Genomic DNA, 21,512 nt, shown 5'->3' with positions numbered 1-21,512 from the left:
GCTGCTGCGGATCATCGGCCGCATGTTCCCCAGGCTGCGCCACATCTTCGCCGACCGCGTCTACCGAGGTCCGAAATTGCTCGAGGCACTCGCCGATCAGGGCAAATGGACCATCGAGATCGTCACCCGCTCGCAGAGCGTGGGAACGTTCAAAGCCGAGCCTCGGCGTTGGGTCGTCGAGCGCACGTTTGCATGGTTCGGTCGCAATCGAAGGCTTGCCAAAGACTTCGAGGCATCCATAGCCAGCGCGGAAGCCTGGGTCCTGATTGCAAGCATCCGCCTGCTTTCCCGCCGCCTGGCAAGAACCTGATATGCCAATGACCTATTTTGAGTCAGACTCTCAGGATGAGGGCGTGCAAGGGCGCGCTCCTCCAGCGATAACGGCTAAGCCGTTACGCAGGGGATGAGGTCGGAGATATATTCACAACCTCTCAAGATGAGGCGCTGCCTGTCCAGCGTTTAAGCGACCATCAGGACGTAGAAGACGACGACCGGCGACAGGGTCAGGATCACCGACCAGATGCCGAGCGCCCAAAGAATGTCCTCGGTCGTAAAACCCTGTTGTTCAGGGAACAGAGTATTTTGAGTATTCACGACGCCTCCGCGTTTTGTGCTCTTGCGCGGATATTGATAGGCGTCGGTTTTTAAAAAGCTGGCCGCGATTTCGCTTGCATTTGACCACAGGTGCTACCGCGGATTAACCACGGCGGCGCCTGCTGCTGCCGTCAACTTCCCATCAGCAGCGGAAAGTCACTGCCGGCGTCAGGCCGAGGAGCGGGGTGTCTCCATATGCCGAATGACGACAGCAGAAGAAATCCTGCAGTCTTTCAGTGCGCCTCGCTGGCATTTTGCACGATTTGAGCAGTCATCGGTCCCGCTCATTTTGGTTTGAGGGGTTTCAATAAATCTCAAATTTTAAAGACACGGCCGTGCTTCGTTGCAAATCTGACATGTCGGCGTCACCGTGCATTAGCCAGATCGAGCCGAAGCCCGCCGCCTGGTCCGTCACGTCACCCGATGGCACCTGATGTCTCTTCGCTCGATTTCGAGATCGAGGCGCGCGGCGACTTCAGCGCTCACTTCCGTCATCGGCAGCCGCACCTCCGCGCTCTCGATCAGTCCCGTGCGCCACAGCCAGTACTTGATCGGCGCCGGGCTCGGCTCGGAAAACAGCAGTCGCGTGAGGTCGGCGACCGACCGCCAATGAGACAGCGCCGCATCGCGCTCGCCCGCCGCCAACAGCTTCCGCACCTTTGCGAAGGTCTCGGTTTCGATATGCGCGGACGCCAGAATACCGCCGTCGGCGCCATCGGCCAGCGCTTCATGATATTGAGCGTCCTCGCCGGTGAGAAGCGCGAAGCCGGCGGGGCGCCGGTGCAAGAGATCGAGCGACTGGTCGCGGTCGGCCGAGCAATCCTTCAGTCCGACGATGTTGGGATGGTCGGCCAGGTACAACATCGCCTCATTGCGGAGATTGACGCCGGTCCGATAGGGAATGTTGTAGAGCATGACCGGATGCGCAGCGCGATCGGCGAGCGCGCTGAAGTGAAGCTCTAGTCCGCGTTGCGATGGCCGCGAATAATAGGGGCAGGAAATCAGATAGGCATCGATCGGCCACTCCGCCGTTCGATCCAGCGTGTTCAACAGCGCGCGGGTGTTGCTGCCGGATAGGCCAAGGCAGATCGGAAGATCCTTAAGCCGGCGGACTTCCTCCCGCACCGTGGACACAAGCCGTTCGGTTTCGTCAGGCTCGAGCGTGAGGCTCTCGCCGGTCGTGGCGGCGAGAACCAGGCCATCGACGGGCAGCACCGCGTAATGCCGCACCAGCCGCCGCAGCGACGCTTCGTCGAGTTCTCCGCCAGAGAATGGCGTGACGAGCGGCAACCATAGGCCGTGCAGGGAAGATCGAAGGTCGCTCATTGGTCCATCTCCTTTGTTGAGCCGGAGACGGGACAATAAAAAACCCCGTCCAGACGGCGGGGGTTTGCGGATCGGTGTTGGGCGAGAAGTCTATCGCGCGCGTCGATCTGAAGTCCCCGGATGGGGAACTTTTTTCGACAACATTGCCGTACACGGATTCGTGATCATTTGCAGATGATGATTGGCGCGGCCGGCGCTGTCAACGCCGGCATGGGTGCAGCCCCATGCATGCAACTGCGAGGCGACCGCGACAGAGCGACGCAAGCGGCGCCCGATGACGGGCATTATGAAGCAATCAGAGGTTGCCCACGAGAAAGCGATGGCTTTCACGCCTGCGCGCCTCGCGGCGGCGAGCATTTTTCCTGAAGGTGAGTTCCGCGCAAAAAAAAGCCGGGCTCGTAAGAGCCCGGCTTAAGGTATGGCCACGTGAGGCCGACACAATCACCTTCCAAGAGGGATTACTGAGCTTTCGCGCCACTGGAGGAGGGGGACAAATGCGTAACGCAAATGCTCAGCGTAGAGACAGTATGATCCGCGCCAGTGCCTTGCAGCAACCACCCGAGCCGCATGTCAGACATGCGAAGAGCGGGGGTTGGTCAGCTTCCAAAACCGCAAGTTGCCGCGTCAGCACATGACGGATTCGAAAGGCCGTCAGAAAAGAAGGCTAAAATTGCAGCGACGCGGTGCAGAATTCTCGTCCACCGCCACCGCTAAGGTGAAGAAGCTTAGCAACACCCACGCCATCGAGCCAAAGACTACGACGGCCAGCGTTGCGCCTTGCTCACCACGAAATCGCGGAACACCTGCACCCGCGCTACCGTCTTCAACTCTTCGGGGTACACGAAATAGGTATCGAGCTGGATCGAGTCGGACTCCCCGAACAACTGCACCAGGCGATTGTTGTCCTCGACCAGATAATCCGGCAGCGCGGCGATACCGAGACCCTGCTGGCACGCGCGCACCAGGCCGAGAATGTTGTTGACCTTGAAATACGCCTCGCGCGGGCCGGAGCCATTGCGCCCAGCATCGATCAGCCAGCTGCGATTCTGCAAGTGCGGCGGAACCTGCGAATCGCTCAGCATGATGATGCGATGCGTGTCGAGGTCGTCGAGGGTGCGCGGCGTGCCGCAGCGCTTGATGTATTCCGGCGAGCAATAGGCATGGAAGCCGATCGAGAACAGCTTGCGCTGAATGAGGTCGGGCTGGGTCGGCTTGCGGGTGCGGATCGCGACGTCAGCCTCGCGCATCGAGAGGTCAAGCTCCTCGTCGGTAACGATCATGGAAATCCGGATCTCCGGATAAAGCGCCGTGAATTCGTGCAGCCGCGGAATCAGCCAGTTGATGCCGAGGGCTGGTGGCGTCGTGATCTTGAGGTCGCCGCTCGGCCGCTCGCGGCTGTCGGTCAGCTTGGCGCGCGCCGCCTGCAACTGCATGAACACGTCATGCGCGGTGCGAAACAGCAGGTCGCCCTGCTCGGTGAGAATGAGGCCGCGTGCGTGGCGATGGAACAGCGACACCGAAAGCTCCTGCTCCAGCGCGCTGACCTGCCGTGAAACGGCCGATTGCGACAGCCCAAGCTGCTCGCCGGCATGAGTGAAGCTGCCCGCTTCGGCGGCCGCGTGAAACACCTTCAGCTTATCCCAATCCATATCCGTAAATCCGTCCCGCGTTCGTGCCATGGCTACTCCGCTGCCGCGCGTTCGCTGGCGCGCAAAGCGAGAAAACGTTCGGCTTCCAGAGCGGCCATACAGCCGAGACCTGCGGCCGTGACCGCCTGCCGGTAGGTTTCATCGGCGACGTCGCCGGCGGCGAATACGCCGGGCATCGATGTCGCGGTCGAATTCGGCGCGACTTCGACGTAGCCCGAGGGCTTCAGCTTGATCTGGCCGAGGATCAGGTCGGTGGCCGGCGCGTGGCCGATTGCGATGAAGACGCCGTCCGCCGGCAGCTCGGTCAGCGCGCCGGTCTTGACGTTCTTCAATCGGACATGGGTGACCTTGGGCGGGTTTTCGGTGCCGCGGATTTCGTCGACCGCGCTATCCCACACCACCTTGATCTTGGGGTGCTTGAACAGGCGATCCTGCAGGATACGCTCGGCCCGGAAATGATCGCGGCGATGCACGATGGTCACTTGAGACGCGAAGTTGGTGAGAAACAGCGCTTCCTCGACCGCGGTGTTGCCGCCGCCAACCACCATGACTTCCTTGCCGCGGTAGAAAAATCCGTCGCAGGTCGCGCAGGCTGACACGCCAAAGCCCTTGAATTTCTCCTCCGACGGCATGCCAAGCCAGCGCGCCTGCGCGCCGGTCGCGAGGATAACGGTTTCGGCAAGGTATACGTCGCCGCTGTCGCAAGTCAGGCGGAACGGCCGCTGTGCGAGTTCGAGTTTGACGACGTGATCGGTGACGAGCTTGGTGCCGACATGGGCGGCCTGCTTCTCCATCTGCTCCATCAGCCACGGGCCCTGGATGACATCCGCAAAACCGGGGTAGTTTTCCACGTCGGTGGTGATGGTGAGCTGGCCGCCGGGCTGGATGCCTTGAATCAGGACCGGTTCAAGCATCGCGCGGGCGGCGTAGATCGCAGCGGTGTAACCGGCAGGACCGGAACCGATGATGACGACCTTGGCGTGGATAGCAGCAGGCATAGGGCAGATCCCCCTCTTTAAGGGAATTAAGGGAATTTGGTCAGCGCTTTAAGCGGAATGCACCGGAAAGGCATCGCTGCGGCGCGGAAAGTGTCAAATCCGAGTCTAGGATATCTGGCGAGCTATGCAAGAATTGCAATCCATATCGGCGAATTTTCCCCGTGCCTGATGCAAATGCGCACGCCCGCGCAATAAAATTGCGCAAGTCGCGTCAGCTGCGCTAAGGGTGTTTCCGATATACCCGCAAGTCTCAGCCCCAGGACCTGACCCGCGTGCCGAAGAATCTTGACGAGATCGACCTTAAAATCCTCAGCGAAATCCAGGCCGACGGCCGAATCACCAATGTGGAACTGGCCAAACGCGCCGGCATTTCGCCTCCGCCGTGTTTGCGCCGGGTGCGGACCCTTGAAGAGGCCGGCTACATCCAGGGTTATCGCGGCCTGTTGGATCCGCGCCGGCTCGGTTTCGACGTCACGGTGTTCGCCTCGGTGCATCTCTCCAGCCAGGCCGACGCCGACTTGCGCGCGTTCGAGGATTTCGTTCGCGCCGAGCCGCTGGTGCGGGAATGCTGGATGCTGTCAGGCGAGGTCGATTTCATTTTGAAATGCGTGGCGCCTGACATGGCAACGTTTCAGGACTTTGTCACGCACCTGACGGCGGCGCCGCATGTGCGCAACGTCAGAACATCGCTGGTGCTGCACAACTCGAAATATGAGGCGGCGGTGCCGCTCGAAGTGAAGGTGCCGGGGTAGCGCCACTCACCGTCATTCCAAGGCGCACGCGAACCAAGGCATACGCGAAGCAAGCGAGCCCGGAATCCATAGCCCACCATCGGAGCATGGATTCCGGGCCCTGCGCCAAAAGGCGCATTCTCTAATACGGCCCTAGATACGGCAATTGCGCATCTGAGAATGACGATGCACGTATCTAAGCGAGCCTCAACTCTTCTTGCGCATCATCGCGTCAAGGCTCAACGGGCCGCCGCCGGCGGTTGCGAGATAGAGACAGGCGAAGCAGAACAGGATAGCTGAGGTTCCCCCATTGAGGAGCGGATGCCATACCGGCGCACCAATGCCGCCCTTGAACATGTGCCCGATGAAATAGGCAAACGCCATTTCGCCCGCGAGGATGAACGCAACGGGGCGCGTGAACAGTCCGAGCAGCAGCAACGCGCCGCCGACCAATTCCAAAGCGCCAGCGGTCGTAATCAAGGGCGGAGTATTCGCAAAATACGGCAGAACCGGAAATTTCAGGATCTTGGCGACGCCATACTGAAACAGCAGTAAACCGGTAATAAAGCGAAACAGGCTGAGTGCCATCGGCTGATATCTGACGAAGATTTGGTCCATCTCATTTTCCCCCTGCTTGACCCATCAAGCCCAGCGTTTCGCGGCACAGCCACCGGTCGGTGTCGTGCAATGGAAACACTACTAAATGTGAAATATTCCCTGCCCGAGATCAATGACTAGCGCGCATTCGCAGCGCAGCAAAAAGCCGCGCAGTCGGCGCGGCTTTCTGATACATGGCACTTCAAAGCGTTCGTCGCGTGCTAGCGCCACTCGACCTTGGTGATCTCGTAGGCCTTGGGCCCGCCGGGGGCTATGACTTCCACGGACGCACCCTTTTTCTTGCCGATCAGCGCGCGCGCCAGCGGCGAGGTGATGGAGATGCGGCCCTTTTTGGCGTCGGCCTCCGGCTCGCCGACGATTTGCCACACCGCCTTCTTGTCGGTGTCCTCGTCGACCAGGGTGACCGTCGCGCCGAACTTGATGGTGTCGCCGGAGAGCTTGCTGATGTCGATGATATCGGCGCGCGCAAGCTTGTCCTCCAACTCGGCGATACGGCCTTCATTGTGGGACTGCTCTTCCTTCGCGGAGTGATATTCCGCGTTCTCCGAAAGGTCGCCATGCGAGCGCGCCTCGGCGATATGCTCGATGATGCGCGGACGCACCACCGACTGGCGCTGCTTCAATTCGACCTCAAGGGCGGCGTAACCGCCGGCGGTCATCGGAACCTTTTCTATCATTCGTCTTGTCCTTCAACTTCATGCGGACCAATCCGCGGTGCGCACAAATGCCGAAACAGAACACCCTCGCGACTGGCTAGGTCCGGTCACGACACATTCATTGCCAATCACTTGCCGGACCCTAGAGCCCGGCAATTGATCAGGTTTCGGAAAAATAACTCTGCAGCGTGCGGACCTCAAGGTCCCCGCCCAGATAGGCGCGGATGCCCTGTGCGGCCGCCACGGCACCCGAAAGAGTGGTGTAATATGGCACTTTATGCAAGAGGGCAGCGCGTCGCAAAGAGCGGCTGTCAGCCATCGCCTGTGGCCCTTCCGTGGTGTTAAAGACCAGCTGGATCTCGCCATTTGTGATGGCGTCGACGATATGCGGCCGGCCCTCCAGCACTTTGTTCACTTTTTCGGTCGGTACGCCATTATCGGTGAGAAAACGCTGCGTGCCCGAAGTAGCCATCACCTTGAAGCCGAGCGAGAACAGCAGCCGCACCGCATCCGCGATCCGGGTCTTGTCGATCTCGCGGACGGAGACGAATACCGTGCCCTTGCGTGGTACGTGGGTGCCGCCGCCGAGCTGGCTTTTGGCGAACGCCACTTCGAACGAGCGGTCGATGCCCATCACCTCGCCGGTCGATCGCATCTCAGGGCCGAGCACGGTGTCGACGCCAGGGAAGCGGGCGAATGGAAACACCGACTCCTTGACACCGACATGGCCGAGCTTGCGTTTCTTCAGGTTCAAGTCGGCGAGCTTTTCGCCGGCCATCAACCGCGCGGCGATCTTCGCCACCGGCATACCGATCACCTTGGCGACGAACGGCACCGTGCGCGAGGCCCGCGGATTGACTTCGAGCACATAGATGTCGCCGTTCTTGATGGCGTACTGCACGTTCATCAGGCCGACCACGTCGAGCCCGAGCGCCAGTTCGCGGGTCTGCCGCTCCAGCTCGGCAATCATCTGGCCGTCGATCGAATGCGGCGGCAGCGAGCAGGCGGAATCGCCGGAGTGAATGCCGGCTTCCTCGATATGCTCCATGATGCCGACGATGAAGGTGTCCTTGCCGTCGCACAGGCAGTCGACGTCGATCTCGATGGCATCGGACAGATAGCGGTCGAACAGCAGCGGATTTTTGCCAAGCACGGTATTGATCTGCCCGGTCTTGTCGTTCGGATAGCGCGCCTTGACGTCGGCGGGCACCAGCTCCGGCAAGGTGCCGAGCAGGTAATCGCTGAGCTGGGTTTCCTCGCGGATGATCTGCATCGCGCGGCCGCCGAGCACGTAGGACGGGCGCACCACCAGCGGCAAGCCGAGATCGGCGGCCACCAGCCGCGCCTGCTCGACCGAATAGGCGATGCCGTTTTTCGGCTGCTTCAGGCGTAATTTGTCGAGCACGCGCTTGAAGCGGTCGCGGTCTTCGGCAAGGTCGATGGCGTCGGGCGAGGTGCCGAGGATCGGCACATTGGCCGCTTCCAGCGCGTGGGCGAGCTTGAGCGGGGTCTGGCCGCCGAACTGCACGATCACGCCGTGCAACGTGCCGTTCTGCCGTTCGGTATCGATGATTTCAAGCACGTCTTCGGCGGTGAGCGGCTCGAAGTACAATCGATCGGCGGTGTCGTAGTCGGTCGAAACCGTTTCCGGATTGCAGTTGATCATGATGGTTTCATAGCCGGCGTCGTGCAGCGCGAAGCAGGCGTGACAGCAGCAATAGTCGAACTCGATCCCCTGGCCGATCCGGTTAGGTCCGCCGCCGAGAATGATGACCTTGCGCTTGTCGGAGGGTGCGCTCTCGTCCGCCAGCGCGCCCGCGAACGGAGCTTCATAGGTCGAATACATGTAGGCGGTGGGTGAAGCGAACTCGGCGGCGCAGGTGTCGATGCGCTTGAATACCGGGCGAACCCCGAGCGCATGCCGCCCCGCCGTCACTTCGGCCTCGGTGTTCTCGGCGAGCACGGCAAGCCGGGCGTCGGAAAAGCCCATGGCCTTCAGGGTCCGCATGCCGAACGCATGGGTGGGAAGGCCGCTTTTCCTGACCTTGCTCTCCATCTCGACGATGCCGCGCATTTCCGCGAGAAACCACGGATCGATCTTGCAGGAGGTGAAGATCTCGTCGTCGGTCCAGCCGAGCCGCATCGCCTGCGCCACCTGCAGGATGCGGTTGGGCGTCGGCGTGCCGAGTGCTGCGCGGATCGCGTTCCTGTCGTCGCTGCGGCCGAGGCCTTCGATCTCGATCTCGTCGAGCCCGGTCAGGCCGGTTTCGAGGCCGCGCAAGGCCTTTTGCAGGCTCTCCTGAAAGGTGCGGCCGATCGCCATCACTTCGCCGACCGACTTCATCGAGGTGGTCAGCGTGGTGGAGGCGCCGGGAAACTTCTCGAACGCAAAGCGCGGAATTTTAGTGACGACATAATCGATGGTCGGCTCGAACGAGGCCGGCGTCGCACCGCCGGTGATGTCGTTGGCGATCTCGTCCAGCGTATAGCCGACGGCAAGTTTGGCGGCGACCTTGGCGATCGGAAAGCCGGTGGCTTTCGAGGCCAGCGCCGAAGAGCGCGACACCCGCGGATTCATCTCGATCACGACCATGCGGCCGTCGGCCGGATTGACGCCGAACTGCACGTTGGAGCCGCCGGTCTCCACCCCGATCTCGCGCAGCACCGCCAGCGAGGCGTCGCGCATGATCTGGTATTCCTTATCCGTCAGCGTCAGCGCCGGCGCCACTGTGATGGAGTCGCCGGTGTGCACGCCCATCGGATCGAGATTCTCGATCGAGCAGATGATGATGCAATTATCTTTCTTGTCACGCACCACCTCCATCTCGAACTCTTTCCAGCCGAGTACGGATTCCTCGATCAAGACTTCGTCGGTCGGGGAGGCGTCGATGCCGCGTTCGACGATTTCGATGAACTCGGCCTTGGTGTAGGCGATGCCGCCGCCGGTGCCGCCCATGGTGAAGGAGGGCCGGATGATCGCGGGCAGGCCGATGCTGTCGAGCGCGCGCAGCGCATCCGGCAGGTTTTTGGTCTGGATCGAGCGCGGCGTCTCGAGCCCGATCCGGGTCATGGCCTCGCGAAACCGGCCGCGGTCCTCCGCCTTGTCGATGGCGTCAGCGGTGGCGCCGATCATCTCGACGTCGAACTTTGCAAGGGTTCCTTGCCGGCGCAGCGAGAGCGCGCAGTTCAGCGCGGTCTGTCCGCCCATGGTCGGCAGCAGGGCAAAGCCGCCGGGTATGACGTAACGCTCGTTCTCGATGATCTTGGCGACGATTTCCGGAGTGATCGGCTCGATATAGGTGGCGTCCGCCAATTCCGGATCGGTCATGATCGTGGCCGGATTGGAATTGACGAGGACGATACGATAGCCCTCGTCTTTCAGCGTCTTGACCGCCTGGGTGCCCGAATAATCGAATTCGCAGGCCTGTCCGATCACGATGGGACCGGCGCCGATGATCAGGATGGTGGAGATGTCGGTTCTTTTGGGCATCAAGTCTCACGGACAGGGAATTGGGCACAAAAAAAGGGCGCGCATACCGCGCGTCCCTTACACCCGGCGCTTGGGATCAACCTCGCGCGCGGGTGGTCTTTAGACCAGATTCCGCAACCGCGAAAGAGCCTTAAACGCGCCATCAACCGGCATTCGTCGGGGAAAATTGGAGGCCCGGCCTGGATTTGAACCAGGATATAGAGCGATGCACTGCTCTCGCGTCGACGCTTTCCGCCACCGGGCCGATCCGATCATCACCCATTATTCCACGGCGGGCCATGCCTGCCGCCCATTAACCCTAATCAACCCTAATCGGTGGGCGAGAACGCGTGCCGGGCGACGAACGTCATTCGCCACGGATTGTGGCCGATATTGAAATGCGCCCGCGAGGCGGTAAATCCGGCGGCCGCGAGCTTCGCAACCATCTCGGCCTCGCTGTAGCGCTGCAGGCCGACCCGCGCTCGCAATTGCCGATAGTCCGACAGCGCGGTGCTGATCAGTCCGATCAGCGCGTCCCTGAGAAAGCCATGGGTCAGCGCGAAGCGCAAAAGCGCAATGATATCCCGGATCATGCCGACCTCGGGGCGCAGGATATCGCCTAAAACCAGGCGGCCGCCGGGTTTCAACAGTTGCCGAATGACCGCGAATGCCGAATCGAGTTCGCCGGGTGTCATGTATTGGGCGACTGAATTCATCACCACGAGATCGACCGACTTCTCAGCCATTTTCCGCAAATCATCCAGCGAACGCACCCTGATTTTCGTGTTCGGGGCAAAACGCGCGATTAGCCGGCCGCGTACGCCAGGTGCGGGCTCCGCCAGGTAGAGCTTGCCGCAGGCGTCTGCGACCTTGCCTGCCGACAGTGCTTCGCCGCAGGCATAATCCAATACCACCGCGTCCTTTGAGGAGATGCAGCCGATGATGTCCTTGGCAATTATTTCGAAATGCAGGTCGCGATGCCGCTTGCTTACATAAATTGTATGCGTTGAATCGTAGTAATCGATCCAGTCTTCCATCGCCTCGGTGTCCGGTAAAAACGGGGGTTCCGGTCAACGGAACCGGCGCACGGATGATGCGTTAGAGCTTCCGGCGACCAGTGTCCATGCCGTCAACGTCCGATTTTTCCTAACAGGGAGGTGTCTCGTGAGCAAAGCCAAGTCCGACAAAGTCTCCCCCGATCTCGATACGCCCACTGACCTGCCGCAGGCCGCGGTGGACAAGGTTTCGGCGGCGCTCAACACGTTGCTGGCCGACGCCTTCGCGCTCTATCTGAAAACCAAGAATTTCCACTGGCATGTCAGCGGACGGCATTTCCACGATTATCATGTGATGCTCGACGAGCAATCGGACGCGATCTTCGCCACCACCGATCAGCTTGCCGAGCGCGTGCGCAAATTGGGCGGTACCACGCTGCGCTCGATCGGGCAGGTCAGCAAACTGCAGACCATCAAGGACAACAATAACGACTACGTGCCGCCGCGCGAGATGCTTCGCGAACTGATGGAGGACAACAAGCACATCGCCGCCGCGATGCGCAAAGCCCACCAGCTCGCCGACGAGCACGAGGACTCCGGCACCGCCGGATTGCTCGAAACCTTCATCGACGAAACCGAGCGCCGCACCTGGTTCCTGTTCGAAGCCAGCCGCCAGGAAGGCAGCAACGCGGCGTGAGCAGTTGCTTCGCCGTCGGGAGGACCTTCGGCTCCGCCGGCGCCGAAGGGCCGCCGCTCACTCAATTTTTACTGAGCCGATAAACCCACTGTTCCCTGCGTCTTCACGACTGGCGGGGGGTTCCATTTTCCGGTCAGCGCCTCGGACTTCGGAGCGTACAGGCGCATGGTCAGATTGAATGGTCCCTTTGGCGCGGGAAGCCAGTTGGCTTCCATGGCTTTTCCAGGGCTCTCGTTCTGGAAATAGAGGTCAAGCGAACCATCCGGGTTGTACTTGAACGGCATCCAGCTGCTGACGGCGAAGCGGTTCAGCACGTTGCCGACCTGGAATCCTTCCTGGTCGTAAAGCGTGATCGACCAGAACGCGTTGACCGGCGGAGCAGCGCCCTTTTCAAACGCGATCGTGTATTTGTTTACGCCGTCGAGCGGCTTGCCGGACTCGTCGCCGAGATTGAGCGGATAGATGGCGTCCTCGGGGAGGTTCGCGCCGAGTCCCAGTTGTGAGACGATCGCCCGCTTCAGATAATAATTGCCGTATACACCCATGGTGTCGGTGTTCATCGACCAGGCATTCGCCACCCGCGCCAGCGTCGGCACCTTCCAAGCCATCAGCTTCTGGCCGTCCTGCGGTGCTGTCTCGAGCGCTCGCTGCAAGATCGGATCGATCTTGCCGATATCAAAGCTTTTGCCAGGCTCGATGCCGATTTTCTTCATCTGCGCGATGATCGGCTGGTCGGTGATGTGAGGTGGATGAAGCTTGAGCAGTTCCGCGGCATAGGCAAAATACACACCGGCCGTCATGGTATCGACCTGGACCTTTGGCGGCGTCTTCATATCGACGCTGGGGTCCGGCTTGAATTCGACCGGCTTGGGCGTTCTGCCGAATTCGGAAAGCAGGCTGACCTTGTAGCCGGCCTGGATCTTGTGGACGGCATCGTAGTCCGCCGGACCGTCGGTCTTGGTCCGGCCGATCACCCAGACATAAGGCGTTGGCGCTTCGATGCGCTGGGTATCCTTCGGAAGCTGGAACTCCTCGGCGAACCTGTCGCGCAAATCCGGCCTCCAGCCTGCGGGCGTCACCAAAAAGGTCCCGGCCTTGGTGCCCGTCGTTCGCCAGCCCGGCGAGGCAAAGACATCGGTCCACATGTCGAGCATCGGCAGAAGATAGTAACGTCCACTGGTATCCGGAACCGAGATGACGACAGGCTCTTTGCTCATGTCGAGCCAGGCGATGGAATACAGCGTGTCGAAATTGGAACGAACAACACCCTTGAAATCGGCCGGTGGATATTCGGGCACGTTGACGAACATGTTCATCGGGCCTTTGCCAAATTCTTTGCCCGGTGGCAGGTTGGTGAATTGCTTGCGGGAGACGTCCATCGACATGATGGAGTAGAAGTAGACATAGGCGTCCACCGCGATGGCGTGGGCCTCCTGCTCGGTGATTGCCGGAGCCGCGCCCTGGGCCAGCGCAGTGGGCGCGGCCGATGCACTTAGGCAGAGAAACAATGTCAGCTTCACGATTCCTCGGAACATGTCGAAATACTCCCTCTCTGACTTGTTATTTGTTTATTTGTGCAATCGTCGCCACGCGCGGCTCTTCAGCCCGCTTTTTTCATCGCCGGAGGCACCATCGCGGAAATCTGATGCAAGTTGGTGATGCGCATGAGATCCATTCCTTCGCAAAAAGTGCGGTGGAACGACTTGGAAGCACTCTCGCTCCGCTGCGAGATAGATCGCGTATGCAAAAGAATGCGCGACGTGGCTGCATAAAACGCCACAGGGCGTATGCAGATACGAGACAAGATGCTTGAAAAAGATGCTATAAAGCTAACGGGTTAAAGAGCGACTTTCGGCGACCCTCACCAGTATTACACTAGCACAAGCGACAGATGGGAGCCAGTCATGGCCAGCATTTTGTGCCTCTAGCTTGTCGTGCTGTGTGCTTGCCGGCGGGTTTGTTCTCGCGATTTTCTTGCGCTTTTTAATTATCTCACGGTCGGGAGGCGTTACGGTGACAATTGGCCGAACGGTCAGCCGAGCTTCCACAGCTTCACCAGCGGCCCATCCTCTCCCAACACCGGATCGGCCGGCGGCAGCTTCACGGCCGGAATGGTCTCCAACGCCTTCGCGTGATTCTCCGGCGTCGGCAGTGTGACGTGCATCTTGGCGCCCGGCGGATAGGCGCCGATGACGCAAAAATCCCGGCTGGCAGACAGGCACTGATGCCCGGTGCCCGCGGGCAGGATGGCGACGTCGCCCGCACCAATTTCAAGCTCTTGGCCAGCGTCGCCGCCGAACCTCACCCGGGCATGGCCGCGCGCCACGCCGAGCGCTTCATGAACCGTAGCGTGGTAATGCAAATAGTCGAAGATGCCGTTGCGCCACATGTCGCCCCAGCCATTGGCGCCGAACAGTCCCTCGATGGTTTTCTCGGGGTGGTCGTTGTCGACGTCGACCGCCTGCCTGTACACCAAAAACGGCATCGGGTTGTTCGGGACGAGGCCGTCGTCTTCAAAAAAGAAGGCAACCGGTTCGATATCCTCGTTGACGACCGACATGACCATTCTCCAGCGGTTGAAGATGCGCGTGGATTAAACCTGTCTCAGCCGCTCACGTTCCCTTCGTCGTTTCTGTTGGCATCTCAAACACCAGACAAGTGGTGGTGCCATGGGCCAGCAAACGACCCTTGGCATCGGTGATGCGCCCTTCGGCGGTCGCGGCGCGACGACCGACGTTGAGCGTGCGGCCTTCGCTGCGCACCGGCCCGGTGCCTTCCGTCAAGCCCTTGATGAAGCTGATCTTGAATTCGAGGGTGGTGTAGCCGGTCCCCGCCGGCATCACGGTATGGATCGCGAGGCCCATCACGGAATCCAGCAACGTCGCAGCATAGCCGCCATGCACCGAGCCGATCGGATTGTAATGCCGGAAGCCGGGGATGCTGTGCATCACGACAACGCCCGGCTCGGCGATTGAATCGAACGGTTCGATGGTCTGCATGATCGGCGGCCTCGGCAATCTACCATCAAAGATGGCGCGGACGAAATCGATGCCCGCCATCGAAGCCATGATTTCAGGCAGCGTCACGCCGTATTCGGTCTTGGGGGCAATTTGTTCGTCCATGGGAGTCCGTCCTGCGGCGCGGCTTGCAATGATGGCCATCATACGAAACGGCCGCGCTGCCCGCAACATGGGCGGTATCGTGTCCCGGACGCGGTGCAGCGCCTTTTCTGCGGTGCGCCGCGCAGCATCCCGGGAACGTCGGAGAGCCTACGCGCTTTTCTTCGCCCGCATCAGTTCGGCGAACCGCTTGAACAGATAATGCGAGTCGCGCGGGCCGGGCGAGGCTTCCGGGTGATATTGCACCGAGAATACCGGCTTTCCCTCAAGCTGAATGCCGCAATTGGAGCCGTCGAACAGCGATATATGGGTTTGCGTCGCGCCTTTTGGCAAGGTCGCCTGATCCACCGCGAAACCGTGGTTCATCGAGGTGATTTCCACCTTGCCGGTGGTCTCGTCCTTGACCGGATGATTGGCGCCGTGATGGCCCTGATGCATCTTTTTGGTCTTGGCGCCGACGGCCAGGCCCAGCATCTGATGGCCCAGGCAAATGCCGAATGTCGGCGTGCCCGACGAGATCACCTGCTGGATCACCGGCACCGCGTATTTGCCGGTCGCGGCGGGATCGCCGGGGCCATTGGAAAGGAACACGCCGTCGGGCTTCATCGCCAAAATGTCTTCGGCTGATGTCGTCGCCGGCACCACCGTGACCTTGCAGCCTTCGCCGGCGAGCAGCCGCAGGATGTTGCGCTTGATGCCGTAGTCGATGGCGACGACGTTGAACTCCGGCTCAGTCTGCCGGCCAAAGCCTTTTTCCCACACCCAGGGCGTTTCGTCCCAGGTGAAGCGCTGGCCCGACGTTACCATCGGCACCAGGTCCATGCCTTCGAGGCCGGGCCATTCGCGTGCTTCTTCCTTCAGCCCGTGCAGATCGAACTGGCCGTCCTTGGCGTGCGCGATGACGGCGTTTGGCATGCCCTTGCTGCGGATCAGCGCGGTCAGCGCACGGGTATCGATACCGGAAAGGCCGATGATGCCGCGCGTCCTCAGCCATTGGTCGAGATGCCGCGTGGCGCGGTAGTTCGAGGGGTCGGTGATCGCCGCGCGCAGGATCACGCCGCGCGCGCCCGGCGTCGCCGCCATGTTCACCGTCTCGATGTCTTCGTCATTGGTGCCGACGTTGCCGATATGCGGGAAGGTGAAGGTGATGAGCTGCCCGGCATAGGAGGGATCGGTGAGGATCTCCTCGTAGCCGGTCATCGCGGTGTTGAAGCAGACTTCGCCGACCGCCTGGCCTTCCGCGCCGAGGCCGAAGCCCTCCAGCACGGTGCCATCGGCAAGCACGAGGAGCGCGGTCGGTTTATGGTCCGGCCAGGCTGAGGCGTTTTCTGTTGTTGTCATGAGCGCATTACATAGTCTTCGCATGCGCATGCGTCAAAGCCGGAAGTCGCGGATTCACATGAGGTTTGCGCATATTTGACAGAAGGTGAGGGGGTTCTAATCTGCAGTTTCCTGCGCGAGGCCAATTTCCCCTGAAAAGCGACCCGATCCCCGGAGACGAGCATGGACAATTCGCTGCCGATTCTGCTCATTCCGGGCCTGGTGTCGTCCCCGCGAATATACGCGCCCATTATTCCTGCGCTGTGGCGATTTGGCCCGGTAACCGTGGCCAACCACATCCGCGACGACAATATGGCCATGATCGCGCGGCGGATCTTGGCCGAAGCGCCGCCGCGGTTTGCGCTGGCCGGCCATTCGATGGGCGGCTACATCGCCTTCGAAATCATGCGGCAGGCGGCAGAGCGGGTGGCGAAGCTGGCGCTGATCAATACGCAGGCACGACCGGATGCCGCCGAGGCCAGCGCGAGGCGGCGCGCGCTGATCGCCCGCGCTCGCGATGGCGGCCTTCACGACGTAATCGACGAATTGGTCCCGCTAATGGTGCACCCCTCCCGCGCGGGCGAAGCGGACTTGCGGCGGCTTTTTCACGACATGGGTGATGATGTTCGAGCCGAGGGCTTCATCAATAACCAGACCGCGATCATTGCGCGGGTGGATTCTCGGCCGACGATGGCAGCCATCAAATGTGCCACTTTGGTGCTGACGGGCGATCGGGACATGCTGATACCGAATACGCTGTCGAAGGAAATGGCGGAAGGCATCGCAGGCGCCAAACTGGTCATCATTCCGGATTGCGGCCATTCCCCCCAGCCCGAAAGACCGCAAGCTACCATCGAAGCTCTGCTCGAATGGCTGCGGAACTAGTGCCGCCGATTTGAGAAGTTCCTGCAGCGATGCCGCACATTCGCACCAGGAACTTCAAATCGAAAAGCGGCACTGGAATCATTGGTTTGCCAGTGCCCCCTTTGTTTCCGAAGTTCGTATCAGGGGCGCCGCAATGGTGTACGAACTTCGGAAGCGGGACACTAGTGTTGTCTCACTGACAGGAAACGCCTAGATCAGGTGCATCCGGGGATGCGGCCTTAGGCTCGCGAGAGGACAGGACAATGCTGCGCGACGACATCAACAACGCGGTCAAGGACGCGATGCGGGCCAAGGAGGAGCGCAAGCTTTCCACGCTGCGCATGGTCAATTCGACCATCAAGAACGCCGACATCGAGGCGCGCGGGCAAGGCAAGCCGCCGCTCAGCGACGCCGACCTGCTCGGCGTGTTCCAGAAGATGATCAAGCAGCGCCAGGAATCCGTCGAGTTGTACGACAAAGGTGGCCGCTCCGAACTCGCCGCGCAGGAGCGCGAGGAGATTGCGATCATCTCCGCCTACCTGCCGAAACAGATGTCGGAGGACGACGTGAAGGCGGCAATCGCGGCCGTGATCGCCGAGACCAACGCCGCCGGGATCAAGGACATGGGCAAGGTGATCGGCGCGTTGAAGGCGAAGTACGCTGGGCAGATGGATTTCGGCAAGGCCAGCGGTATGGTGAAGGCGGCGCTCACGGGGTAATTTTAGGACCAAGCGGAGGTAAAGACATGGCTGATCAACAAGCCCCACCCGCCGGTCCCGATCTGTCTCAGGGTATCTCCCTGTCCGAATTCGCCGGCGCGACCCTGCTCGGCCACGTTGGCGATGAAGACGTTTTGCTGGTGCGTTCGGGATCCGAGATTTTCGCCATCGACGCCCACTGCAGCCACTATCATGGCCCGCTCGCCGAAGGCCTCGTGGACGGCGAGAGCATCCGTTGTCCCTGGCACCACGCCTGTTTCGACTTGCGCACCGGGGAAGCCGCCCGCGCTCCGGCCTTAAATTCGATCGCGGTTTGGAAGATCGAGCACGAAGGCAATCGCATTTTCGTCCGGCAAAAACGCGAGCAACCTAAACCTCGCGTGAAAGGTTCTGTCGATGCGCCTGCCCGGATCGTAATTGTTGGGGGCGGCGCGGCGGGATTTGCCGCCGCCGAGATGCTCCGACGGCAAGACTATCGCGGCAGCATCGTGATGCTGAGCACTGAGGCGGCGGGACCGGTGGATCGGCCGAACCTGTCGAAGGACTATCTCGCCGGCACCGCGCAGGAGGACTGGCTGCCATTGCGGTCGGACGATTTTTACGCCGAAACTTCTATCGATTTGCGGCTCAACACCGAGGTCACATCGATCGATACCAAGGCCAGGAACGTGGTGCTCGCCAGCGGCGAAGCCGTTCCCTACGACCGGTTGCTGCTCGCGACCGGCGCGGAACCGGTTCGTCTGCCGATATCAGGCGCGGACCAGCCCCATGTCCATGTGTTGCGCTCGCTGGACGATTGCCGCACGATTATTGCATCCGCGAACGGCGCGCGCCGCGCGCTTGTGATCGGTGCAAGTTTTATCGGGCTTGAGGTTGCGGCGTCGTTGCGTGCCAGGGATATCGAGGTCCACGTCGTCGGGCTGGAACAGCGGCCGATGGAACGCGTGCTCGGACCCGAGATGGGCGATTTCGTTCGTGCGCTGCATGAAGAGCACGGCGTCGTCTTTCACCTGGGCGATACGGTAACTGCGATCGATGGCAAGCGCGCGACGCTAAAGAGCGGTAGCGTGCTCGAGGCCGATGTTGTGGTGGTCGGGGTTGGCGTTCGGCCGCGCCTCGCCTTGGCCGAAAAGGCCGGGCTTGCAATCGATCGCGGCGTCACGGTGAATGCTTATCTCGAAACCAGCATCCCCGGCATCTATGCGGCGGGCGATATTGCACGCTGGCCCGATCCGCATTCCGGCGAACCTATTCGCGTCGAACACTGGGTGGTGGCGGAACGCCAGGGCCAGACCGCCGCACGCAACATGCTGGGACAACGCGAAGTCTTCGATGCCGTGCCGTTTTTCTGGAGCCAGCATTACGATGTGCCGATCAACTATGTCGGTCACGCCGAGAAGTGGGACGCAATCGCTGTGGACGGCGATATCGCTGCGAAGGATTGTCTGCTGCAATACAAGAGCGGCGGACGCGTGCTTGCCGTGGCTTCGATTTATCGCGATGTCGCAAGCCTTGAGGCGGAACTTGCGATGGAGCGGGCGAGACGCTGATCCCAGCAGCCTGATGAAGGCGCGCTTGCCGCGGTTCGGGTGAGCGGCCGCGGGCTGCCGCCCATGGGTCGCCAGGCCGCGGCGTATGGTCCCCGCTTTCGCGGGGACGACGCTGCTATTTTTGGTAGAGTGTGAAAAATTCGAAAGCCATTCTCATGCTCACCGAGACCGCCGATTACGCAAAGCTCTACCGCGACTTCCGCTGGAACGTGCCGGCGCGGTTCAACATCGCGAGCGCCTGCTGCGATCGCCATGCCGACGGCACGAACCGGCTGGCGCTGATCTATGTCGATGAGGACGGCGCTGCGCAGCGCACCTCGTTCGACGAGATGCGGGCGCTGTCCTGCGCGTTTGCCAATGTGCTGAAGGCCGACGGCCTTGTGCGCGGCGATCGCGTCGCGGTGTTCCTGTCGCAATCGCTGGAGCTGCCGATAGTGCATCTCGCGGCGTTTCGCTCCGGCCTGGTGTCGGTGCCGTTGTTCACGTTGTTCGGGGAGGACGCGCTGGAGTTTCGTCTCGCCAATTCCGGCGCCAAGGCGATCGTGACCGACGAGAGCGGGTGGGAGAAGCTGACGAAAATTCGCGACCGGCTGCCTTACCTGCAGGATATTTACGTCACCAGCGACGCCGTCCACGCCGGCGCCAAATCGTTCTGGTCGTCGATCGAAACAGCGTCCGAACAATTTGCCAGCGTCGATACCTCCGCCGACGATCCCGCGATCATCATCTACACCTCGGGCACGACGGGAAATCCGAAAGGCGCGCTGCACGCCCATCGCGTGCTGCTCGGCCATCTGCCGAATGTCGAGATGGTGCATGATTTCCTCCCCAAAGCCGATGACGTGATGTGGACGCCGGCCGACTGGGCGTGGATCGGCGGATTGTTCGATGCGCTGTTTCCGGCCTGGTATCATGGCGTGCCCGTGGTCGGGCATCGCGCCAGGAAATTCGAACCGCAGGCCGCGATGCAGCTGATGGCCGATCATCATGTGCGCAACGTATTCCTGCCGCCGACTGCGTTGAAGCTGATGCGGCAGGTCGGGGTCAAGCATTCCGGCGTAAAGCTGCGCAGCATGCTGACAGGCGGCGAATCACTTGGCGCCGAACTGCTGGACTGGGTGCGCACCACGTTTGGCATCGATGCCCACGAGGTATACGGCCAGACCGAATGCAATCTCGTGGTCGGCAACAATGCGCGGCTGTTTCCGATCCGTCCGGGATCGATGGGCCGCGCGACGCCGGGCTTTGACGTTCGCATCGTCAACGAGCGCGGCGAAGAAGTGCCGCAGGGCGAGCGCGGCATTGTCGGCGTGCGCCAGCCGAACCCGTGCACCATGATCGAATACTGGAGCAATCCGGAAGCGACCGCAAAAAAATATGCCGGCGAGTTCCTGCTCACCGGCGATCTCGGCAAACAGGATGCGGACGGCTACTTCTGGTACGTCAGCCGCGAGGACGACGTCATCACCAGTGCGGGGTATCGCATCGGGCCGTCGGAGATCGAGCACACCTTGCTGAAGCATCCGGCGGTGGCGCTGTCGGCGGTGGTCGGAATTCCCGATCCGATCCGCACCGAAGCGATCAAGGCCTGGATCGTATTGCGGCCGGGGTTTGCGCCAAGCGACGCGCTGGCGCGCGAAATCCAGGATTTCGTCAAAGTGCAGCTCGCCGCCCACGAATATCCGCGCTACGTGCAATTCGCGGACTCGTTGCCGATGACCGCCACAGGAAAGGTGCTGCGGCGCGAGCTGCGGGCGCTGGGGTAGTTCAGCGTCGTCCCTGCGAAAGCAGGGACCCATAACCACCAGCGGTAATGATTTTACACGCTGGTGGTTATCTCTCTTTCCAACAACAACGGCCGCGGCTGATGGGGTGGACGGCCCCCTACGGCATCAGTGTGCCAGAATGAGGTTGTTGCAAATCTCAGACAAGGGAGCCGTCCGTGGACCAGATTATCCGCATTGGAATGGATACGTCGAAGCATATTTTTCAGCTGCATGGGGTCGATGCCGCGGAGCGGCCGGGGTTGCGCAAGCGGCTTCGGCGCAACGAGGTGTTGGTGTTTTTTGCCAAGCTGCCGCCGACGGTGATTGGAATGGAGGCGTGCGGCGCAGCGCATGACTGGGCGCGGAAGTTACGCAAGCTAGGCCATGAGGTGAAGCTGATGGCGCCGCAACACGTCAAGCCCTATGTCAAGCGCAACAAGA

The 21,512-nt window shown here is 61.1% G+C and carries 19 protein-coding genes, 1 tRNA gene and 1 pseudogene; 8 read left to right on the top strand and 13 right to left on the bottom strand.

Annotated elements, in window-relative coordinates; translation table 11 throughout:
• The coding region (locus tag N554_RS0127595) for a transposase (RefSeq protein ID WP_029586444.1) at positions 1-310 on the top strand (310 nt) is incomplete at its 5' end.
• A gap of 149 nt (positions 311-459) precedes the next feature.
• Here N554_RS0127595 and N554_RS42770 read toward each other — a convergent pair.
• From N554_RS42770 to trxB, 4 genes are all read right to left on the bottom strand, one after another.
• The gene (locus N554_RS42770) at positions 460-594 is read right to left on the bottom strand and encodes a hypothetical protein (RefSeq protein WP_256378764.1); all 135 of its coding nucleotides are present in this window, start codon (positions 592-594) and stop codon (positions 460-462) included.
• Between the two features lie 411 nt (positions 595-1,005).
• A complete protein-coding gene (gene dapA, locus N554_RS0127580) occupies positions 1,006-1,920 on the bottom strand; it encodes a 4-hydroxy-tetrahydrodipicolinate synthase (protein ID WP_029586443.1) in 915 nt (304 codons plus the stop codon).
• Positions 1,921-2,675: 755 nt separating this feature from the next.
• The gene (locus N554_RS0127570; RefSeq protein ID WP_029586441.1) at positions 2,676-3,599 is read right to left on the bottom strand and encodes a LysR family transcriptional regulator; all 924 of its coding nucleotides are present in this window, start codon (positions 3,597-3,599) and stop codon (positions 2,676-2,678) included.
• Between the two features lie 2 nt (positions 3,600-3,601).
• On the bottom strand, positions 3,602-4,567 hold the full coding sequence (gene trxB, locus N554_RS0127565; RefSeq protein WP_029586440.1) for a thioredoxin-disulfide reductase: 966 nt from the start codon (positions 4,565-4,567) through the stop codon (positions 3,602-3,604).
• Between the two features lie 272 nt (positions 4,568-4,839).
• On the opposite strand from trxB, the gene N554_RS0127555 reads away from it, so the two are divergent.
• The gene (locus N554_RS0127555; RefSeq protein ID WP_029586439.1) at positions 4,840-5,319 is read left to right on the top strand and encodes an Lrp/AsnC family transcriptional regulator; all 480 of its coding nucleotides are present in this window, start codon (positions 4,840-4,842) and stop codon (positions 5,317-5,319) included.
• 186 nt (positions 5,320-5,505) lie between these two features.
• Here N554_RS0127555 and N554_RS0127550 read toward each other — a convergent pair whose 3' ends face one another.
• From N554_RS0127550 to N554_RS0127535, 5 genes are all read right to left on the bottom strand, one after another.
• A complete protein-coding gene (locus N554_RS0127550) occupies positions 5,506-5,916 on the bottom strand; it encodes a DoxX family protein (protein ID WP_029586438.1) in 411 nt (136 codons plus the stop codon).
• Positions 5,917-6,116: 200 nt separating this feature from the next.
• Positions 6,117-6,593: a transcription elongation factor GreA gene (greA, locus tag N554_RS0127545; protein WP_029586437.1), complete on the bottom strand. Its 477-nt coding sequence runs from the start codon at positions 6,591-6,593 to the stop codon at positions 6,117-6,119.
• 139 nt (positions 6,594-6,732) lie between these two features.
• Complete coding sequence (gene carB / locus N554_RS0127540) at positions 6,733-10,062, bottom strand: carbamoyl-phosphate synthase large subunit (protein ID WP_029586436.1); 3,330 nt, start codon at positions 10,060-10,062, stop codon at positions 6,733-6,735.
• A 167-nt stretch (positions 10,063-10,229) separates the two neighbouring features.
• A tRNA-Ala gene (locus N554_RS40400) sits at positions 10,230-10,306 on the bottom strand.
• 64 nt (positions 10,307-10,370) lie between these two features.
• Positions 10,371-11,078: a class I SAM-dependent methyltransferase gene (locus N554_RS0127535; RefSeq protein ID WP_029586435.1), complete on the bottom strand. Its 708-nt coding sequence runs from the start codon at positions 11,076-11,078 to the stop codon at positions 10,371-10,373.
• A 127-nt stretch (positions 11,079-11,205) separates the two neighbouring features.
• On the opposite strand from N554_RS0127535, the gene N554_RS0127530 reads away from it, so the two are divergent.
• On the top strand, positions 11,206-11,733 hold the full coding sequence (locus N554_RS0127530) for a Dps family protein (protein ID WP_029586434.1): 528 nt from the start codon (positions 11,206-11,208) through the stop codon (positions 11,731-11,733).
• A gap of 68 nt (positions 11,734-11,801) precedes the next feature.
• On the opposite strand, the gene N554_RS0127525 is transcribed toward N554_RS0127530, so the two are convergent.
• The 4 genes from N554_RS0127525 to carA form a co-directional block, all read right to left on the bottom strand.
• Complete coding sequence (locus N554_RS0127525) at positions 11,802-13,268, bottom strand: DUF1254 domain-containing protein (RefSeq protein WP_029586433.1); 1,467 nt, start codon at positions 13,266-13,268, stop codon at positions 11,802-11,804.
• Between the two features lie 497 nt (positions 13,269-13,765).
• The gene (locus N554_RS0127515) at positions 13,766-14,293 is read right to left on the bottom strand and encodes a hypothetical protein (protein WP_029586431.1); all 528 of its coding nucleotides are present in this window, start codon (positions 14,291-14,293) and stop codon (positions 13,766-13,768) included.
• A gap of 52 nt (positions 14,294-14,345) precedes the next feature.
• A complete protein-coding gene (locus N554_RS0127510; protein ID WP_029586430.1) occupies positions 14,346-14,855 on the bottom strand; it encodes a PaaI family thioesterase in 510 nt (169 codons plus the stop codon).
• A 147-nt stretch (positions 14,856-15,002) separates the two neighbouring features.
• Positions 15,003-16,193, bottom strand: coding sequence for a glutamine-hydrolyzing carbamoyl-phosphate synthase small subunit (gene carA, locus N554_RS0127505; RefSeq protein WP_029586429.1), 1,191 nt, complete (start codon positions 16,191-16,193; stop codon positions 15,003-15,005).
• A 162-nt stretch (positions 16,194-16,355) separates the two neighbouring features.
• Here carA and N554_RS0127500 point away from each other — a divergent pair, with 162 nt between their 5' ends.
• The 5 genes and pseudogenes from N554_RS0127500 to N554_RS0127480 all read left to right on the top strand — a co-directional run.
• Entirely contained in the window at positions 16,356-17,057 is a 702-nt protein-coding gene (locus tag N554_RS0127500) for an alpha/beta fold hydrolase (RefSeq protein ID WP_029586428.1), read from the top strand.
• A gap of 242 nt (positions 17,058-17,299) precedes the next feature.
• Positions 17,300-17,755, top strand: coding sequence for a GatB/YqeY domain-containing protein (locus tag N554_RS0127495; protein ID WP_029586427.1), 456 nt, complete (start codon positions 17,300-17,302; stop codon positions 17,753-17,755).
• 26 nt (positions 17,756-17,781) lie between these two features.
• Entirely contained in the window at positions 17,782-19,305 is a 1,524-nt protein-coding gene (locus N554_RS0127490; RefSeq protein ID WP_029586426.1) for an FAD-dependent oxidoreductase, read from the top strand.
• A 155-nt stretch (positions 19,306-19,460) separates the two neighbouring features.
• Positions 19,461-21,071, top strand: a complete 1,611-nt coding sequence (locus N554_RS0127485) for an acyl-CoA synthetase (RefSeq protein ID WP_029586425.1) — start codon at positions 19,461-19,463, stop codon at positions 21,069-21,071.
• A gap of 176 nt (positions 21,072-21,247) precedes the next feature.
• Positions 21,248-21,512, top strand: a pseudogene (locus N554_RS0127480) (IS110 family transposase); the annotation flags it as partial.

It is taken from the genome of Bradyrhizobium sp. URHD0069, from assembly GCF_000701345.1.
Classification (GTDB): domain Bacteria; phylum Pseudomonadota; class Alphaproteobacteria; order Rhizobiales; family Xanthobacteraceae; genus Bradyrhizobium.
This window is presented reverse-complemented; position numbering and strand designations above follow the sequence as displayed.